Annotated in this window: 4 protein-coding genes and 8 tRNA genes; 1 reads left to right on the top strand and 11 read right to left on the bottom strand. The window is 42.0% G+C overall.

Translation table 11 applies throughout. The features are described 5' to 3' along the window. Nucleotides 1–49: 49 nt before the first annotated feature. The 9 genes from BN6556_RS00150 to BN6556_RS00110 all read right to left on the bottom strand — a co-directional run bounded on the left by BN6556_RS00150 (nucleotide 50) and on the right by BN6556_RS00110 (nucleotide 1,621). Nucleotides 50–126 (bottom strand) — tRNA-Arg (locus BN6556_RS00150). A 125-nt stretch (nucleotides 127–251) separates the two neighbouring features. After that, nucleotides 252–335, bottom strand: a tRNA-Leu gene (locus BN6556_RS00145). Nucleotides 336–363: 28 nt separating this feature from the next. Beyond that, nucleotides 364–439, bottom strand: a tRNA-Lys gene (locus tag BN6556_RS00140). A gap of 130 nt (nucleotides 440–569) precedes the next feature. Next, nucleotides 570–644: transfer RNA gene (locus BN6556_RS00135), tRNA-Gln, on the bottom strand. A gap of 4 nt (nucleotides 645–648) precedes the next feature. After that, nucleotides 649–725: transfer RNA gene (locus tag BN6556_RS00130), tRNA-Asp, on the bottom strand. 17 nt (nucleotides 726–742) lie between these two features. Further along, a tRNA-Glu gene (locus BN6556_RS00125) sits at nucleotides 743–814 on the bottom strand. 12 nt (nucleotides 815–826) lie between these two features. Continuing rightward, nucleotides 827–917, bottom strand: a tRNA-Ser gene (locus BN6556_RS00120). 3 nt (nucleotides 918–920) lie between these two features. Further along, nucleotides 921–995 (bottom strand) — tRNA-Asn (locus tag BN6556_RS00115). A gap of 155 nt (nucleotides 996–1,150) precedes the next feature. Further along, nucleotides 1,151–1,621, bottom strand: a complete 471-nt coding sequence (locus BN6556_RS00110) for a SprT family protein (RefSeq protein WP_066185562.1) — start codon at nucleotides 1,619–1,621, stop codon at nucleotides 1,151–1,153. A 67-nt stretch (nucleotides 1,622–1,688) separates the two neighbouring features. On the opposite strand from BN6556_RS00110, the gene cmpA reads away from it, so the two are divergent. Continuing rightward, a complete protein-coding gene (gene cmpA / locus BN6556_RS21820) occupies nucleotides 1,689–1,805 on the top strand; it encodes a cortex morphogenetic protein CmpA (RefSeq protein ID WP_130859106.1) in 117 nt (38 codons plus the stop codon). Here the strand turns inward: cmpA and BN6556_RS00105 are convergent. Together BN6556_RS00105 and BN6556_RS22345 are read right to left on the bottom strand one after the other, a co-directional pair. Beyond that, nucleotides 1,802–3,970 (bottom strand): Tex family protein, encoded by a 2,169-nt coding sequence (locus BN6556_RS00105; protein WP_392388576.1) that lies wholly within the window; start codon nucleotides 3,968–3,970, stop codon nucleotides 1,802–1,804. The two genes, cmpA and BN6556_RS00105, sit on opposite strands and share 4 nt — an antisense overlap. Before the next feature lie 406 nt (nucleotides 3,971–4,376). After that, on the bottom strand, nucleotides 4,377–4,635 hold a 259-nt coding region (locus BN6556_RS22345), incomplete at its 5' end, for a hypothetical protein (RefSeq protein WP_205410303.1).

Raw genomic sequence — 4,635 nt, 5'->3', positions numbered from 1 at the left:
CCCTTGGTCCCAAACCAAGTGCTCTACCAAGCTGAGCTACTTCCCGAAATGGCGCGCCCGAGAGGAGTCGAACCCCTAACCTCTTGATCCGTAGTCAAACGCTCTATCCAATTGAGCTACGGGCGCTTATTAAAGCGACATCTATTAATATAACATATTTTTATTATATAAGTCAATAACTTTCAATGAAAGAAATACATCAGTGACGCATACTTTATGCTGACAGATACTCAGATCTTTCAAACAATCAATGCGGTCGAGAGGACTTGAACCTCCACGGGTTATTCACCCACTAGGCCCTCAACCTAGCGCGTCTGCCATTCCGCCACGACCGCTTTATACTAATACTATATCAGCAAAAAATGGTGAGCCATGGAGGATTCGAACCTCCGACCCTCTGATTAAAAGTCAGATGCTCTACCAACTGAGCTAATGGCTCCCAATGGAAATGATCCTATATTCAAAAGCTTATACGAACCGTTTTGACCAACTGAATTTACGTTTGTGAAAAGTCGATCAAGTCAATCGAATAGTATATTCGTCCAAAGACGAATAAATGAAAAGAAAAATGGCTGGGCTAGCTGGATTCGAACCAGCGCATGACGGTACCAAAAACCGTTGCCTTACCGCTTGGCTATAGCCCAACAATGGCGGTCCGGACGGGACTCGAACCCGCGACCTCCTGCGTGACAGGCAGGCATTCTAACCAACTGAACTACCGGACCTATGTAATTGTCTGTTATGACCCGTACGGGATTCGAACCCGTGTTACCGCCGTGAAAGGGCGGTGTCTTAACCACTTGACCAACGGGCCAATAAAAAATAATGGCGGAGAAGGAGGGATTTGAACCCTCGCGCCGCTTACACGACCTACACCCTTAGCAGGGGCGCCTCTTCAGCCACTTGAGTACTTCTCCGTCTGGCTCCACAGGTAGGATTCGAACCTACGACCGATCGGTTAACAGCCGATTGCTCTACCACTGAGCTACTGTGGATTAATGTAATTGTTATCAGCGACGTTAAATATATTACAATATTCCGTCAAAGTTGTCAATAGTCTTTCTCAAAATCGATTGATATCACTTTAAACAGCTAATATTCGCAATTCAAAGTGACACCAATACAATTTATCACAACTTATGCTCGCTCGTCAATACTTCTGTTCATTTTTTATCATAATTAATCGGCCATTACATTTACCACAGCGATATCGCTTGGTATCAACCTTTTTCTGTCGTTTATAAACATGCTGGCAGCTTTCACACTGATATAAATGTTTATACCGATTTTTTATCGAAGGGAGCATCTGACAAAACCTAGGCGAACCTGTCTGCTTTAATAATTGCTTAAACGAAGCGTCACGATGCTGATACCCTTTTCCTTCTATATGAAGATGATAATGACATAATTCATGTTTAATCACACCAACCAATTCTTCATATCCCAACTCTACATAGTATTTCGGATTTAACTCAATCAAACGTTTGGCAGGAATATAACGCCCACCTGTTGTTCGTAATCGTGGATTGAAGGTCACTTGATCCAGAAATGGTTTCTCAAAAAAACGACAAGATATATCCTTGGTTAATTGTTCTAACTCCGTTTGCGTCATAGGACTCATCTATTCACACCCGCCTTTTATTGTGCATAGACTAAGTTATCCATCATTCATATAAGGAGGAATATTTATGCCTTCTTGGTTAAAAAAACAGTTGAGGAAGGCCTTTTACACCAAAAATAAATATCAAATATGTTTACTCAATCAATGCTGGTATTTTTATCGTGATAAGGAAGAAGGGCATTAACCTTTTTCTATCATTGACAGGGCAATTCGCTGCTTGTCGATATCGACCTGATCCACCCATACCGTAATGACATCACCGACAGACACTAGGTCCATTGGGTGTTTGACATAACTGTTGGACATTTTAGAAATATGCACGAGTCCATCCTGTTTGACACCAATATCAACAAACACGCCGAAATCAACGACATTTCGAACCGTACCTTGTAACTCCATACCTTGCTGCAAATCTTCCATCGATAATACGTTTTTCTTTAATAAAGGTTTTGGTAAGTCGTCACGCGGATCACGGTTGGGACTGATTAATGCCTTTAAAATATCCTGCAAGGTAGGCACCCCTATAGCTAGTCGTTCAGCTATTTCCTTTGTATCCAGCTGACGAACGGCCTCTTTTAACTGATCGGTCCCTAAATCAGCAACGGAACAATGAATGGTTGTCAGGATATTCTTTACTGCCGAGTAAGACTCTGGGTGGATTGGCGTTCGATCTAACGGCTCCTCCCCATCTGGAACACGTAAGAAACCAATACTCTGTTCGTATGTCTTTGCTCCAAGTCTTGGAATATCTTTTAATTGCTTTCGATTAGTAAACTTACCTTGTTCATCCCGATACTTCACAATATTATTCGCTACCGTCTTATTAAGCCCAGATACATATTGCAATAAGGAAGAAGATGCTGTATTTACATTTACCCCAACCTGATTCACAGCGGTCTCCACCACAAAAGTCAGTGATTCGGTTAAACGTTTCTGGCTAACATCATGTTGGTATTGTCCTACTCCAATTGCTTTTGGTTCAATTTTTACTAATTCGGCCAATGGATCTTGAATACGTCGGGCAATGGATACGGCACTTCTTTCTTCCACTTGCAGGTCAGGAAATTCTTCCCGTGCTAATTTGGAGGCAGAATACACGCTTGCCCCGGCTTCATTCACAATGATATAGGATTGATCTAATTGATGTTCCTCCAGCAAATCGGCAATAAATTGTTCTGTCTCCCTAGAAGCTGTACCATTCCCAATCGCAATTAATTCAATTGGAAAAGTTTGGATATATTCCAACACTTGCTTGGTTGCCCCTTTTATATCTTTCCGGGGTGCTGTTGGATAAATCACATTAATGGCCTTGACTTTACCGGTGTCATCCACAACCGCCAGCTTACAGCCTGTACGAAAAGCCGGATCGACTCCTAATACATATTTTCCTTTCAGTGGTGGCTGCAGGAGCAAGCTCTTTAGATTCTTGGCAAAAATATCGATGGCTTGTTCTTCCGCTTTTTCGGTTAAATGGGTACGTATCTCTCGATCAACAGATGGCTGGATCAGACGTTTATAGCTGTCCTCGATCACTTGGATGAGCCATTCTTTCACTACAGCGTCAGCCATTTGTGTGATGATTTGTTTCTCCAGATAGGCCTGAATCTGTTCTACCGGTGGCTGAATCGTCACTCGTAATACATCTTCTTTTTCACCCCGGTTTAAGGCTAAAATCCGATGGGCCACAATCTTATTGACGGATTCGCTGTATTCATAATACATCTCAAAGACTTTTTTCTCGTCCAATTCTGCTTTCTTCAAGATAGAAACAATCAAACCTTTTTGCTGTGTTTGCTTACGTATTTGTTCACGATAGGCTGGCTCGTCGGCGATAAGCTCTGCGATAATATCCTGTGCTCCTTGCAAGACATCCTCCGTCGTATGCAATTCATGCTCTTCAGATAAGTAGGCTTGTGCCGCTTGTTCCATATCGATGGCTTGTTGCTCCCATATTTCCGTAGCTAAAGGCTCTAGGCCCTTTTCTTTGGCAATCGTTGCCCTTGTACGACGCTTTTGCTTATATGGACGATATAAATCTTCTACCTTCTGCAGTTGTGTCGCTTGTTCAATATCTTGTTTTAGTTCAGGGGTTAACTTCCCTTGTTCTTCTATGAGGCGAATGACCTCTTGTTTACGGTCGGCTAATGTGTTGACATAGCTCCACGCGTCTTGAATATCTTTTATTTGTACTTCATCTAATGAACCTGTCTGTTCTTTACGATACCTTGCAATAAAAGGCACGGTATTTCCTTCGTCTAATAAACCGATAACACTTTGTACGGTTTGCTGCTTAATTTGTGTTCTTTTTGTTACATGATTGATTAATTGTTGATATGCTTCTGTATTCACCAACCTAGTTCCTCCTTCAAGTGCGTGCTCCAATCGAACTTCTTTTATTCTATCAAAAACTGCCGCAAAGAACAAAAGCAGTGGATGGATTGGTTCATAGATGTGTCTTTTAATATTTAGAAAAAAGGATATCGTTTTATCTTTTTATTATTAATGAAAAGAAGATACGGAACTACCGATAAGATAGATTATGTTAAGTATCTAGTTCCATTATTCCATGTAGTAAAGTTGATTGTTTGTCAGTGCTAGGAAACGCTCCGGAAATAGGTTCCGCTTTCCGCGAGACAAGGCTTTAGCCTCCTCGTCAGCAAAGATCGCTTCCTGCGGGGGCTTCACACTGCGCTTTTCTCGCAGGAGTCTCCACCTATTTCCTCCGCTGGGTAGTGGTACTACAATCGAATGACTGCTAGGATGAAGCGTTCCAGGCACTATATTTCTGCCAATAACCAAACCGCATAACCTTTTTCTGAGAACGATTCGATCCTACGTTATGACTTTTATATTTATACCATGGAATCAGTTGACGATCTTCTTCTTTTGCTACAACATTGTCTAGGTACCTAGAATGCTTCCTTCTTGCAGTAACAACCATTGTTGTACTCCATCTAGCGGAGGGAATATGCGGAGACTCCTGTGGGACCAGGACGAGCTGAAGATCCACTTGT

Origin of the sequence: Gracilibacillus timonensis, assembly GCF_900086715.1 — a bacterium.
Classification (GTDB): domain Bacteria; phylum Bacillota; class Bacilli; order Bacillales; family Amphibacillaceae; genus Gracilibacillus; species Gracilibacillus timonensis.
The sequence above is the reverse complement of the archived record's forward strand: the minus strand, read 5'-3'. Positions and strand labels throughout refer to the sequence as shown.

What these genes read in the sequence shown, in the direction of transcription:
- BN6556_RS00110 (WP_066185562.1), bottom strand. Translation starts at nt 1,621, where the DNA reads ATGAGTCCTATGACGCAAACGGAGTTAGAACAATTAACCAAGGATATA.
- cmpA (WP_130859106.1), top strand. Translation starts at nt 1,689, where the DNA reads ATGCCTTCTTGGTTAAAAAAACAGTTGAGGAAGGCCTTTTACACCAAA.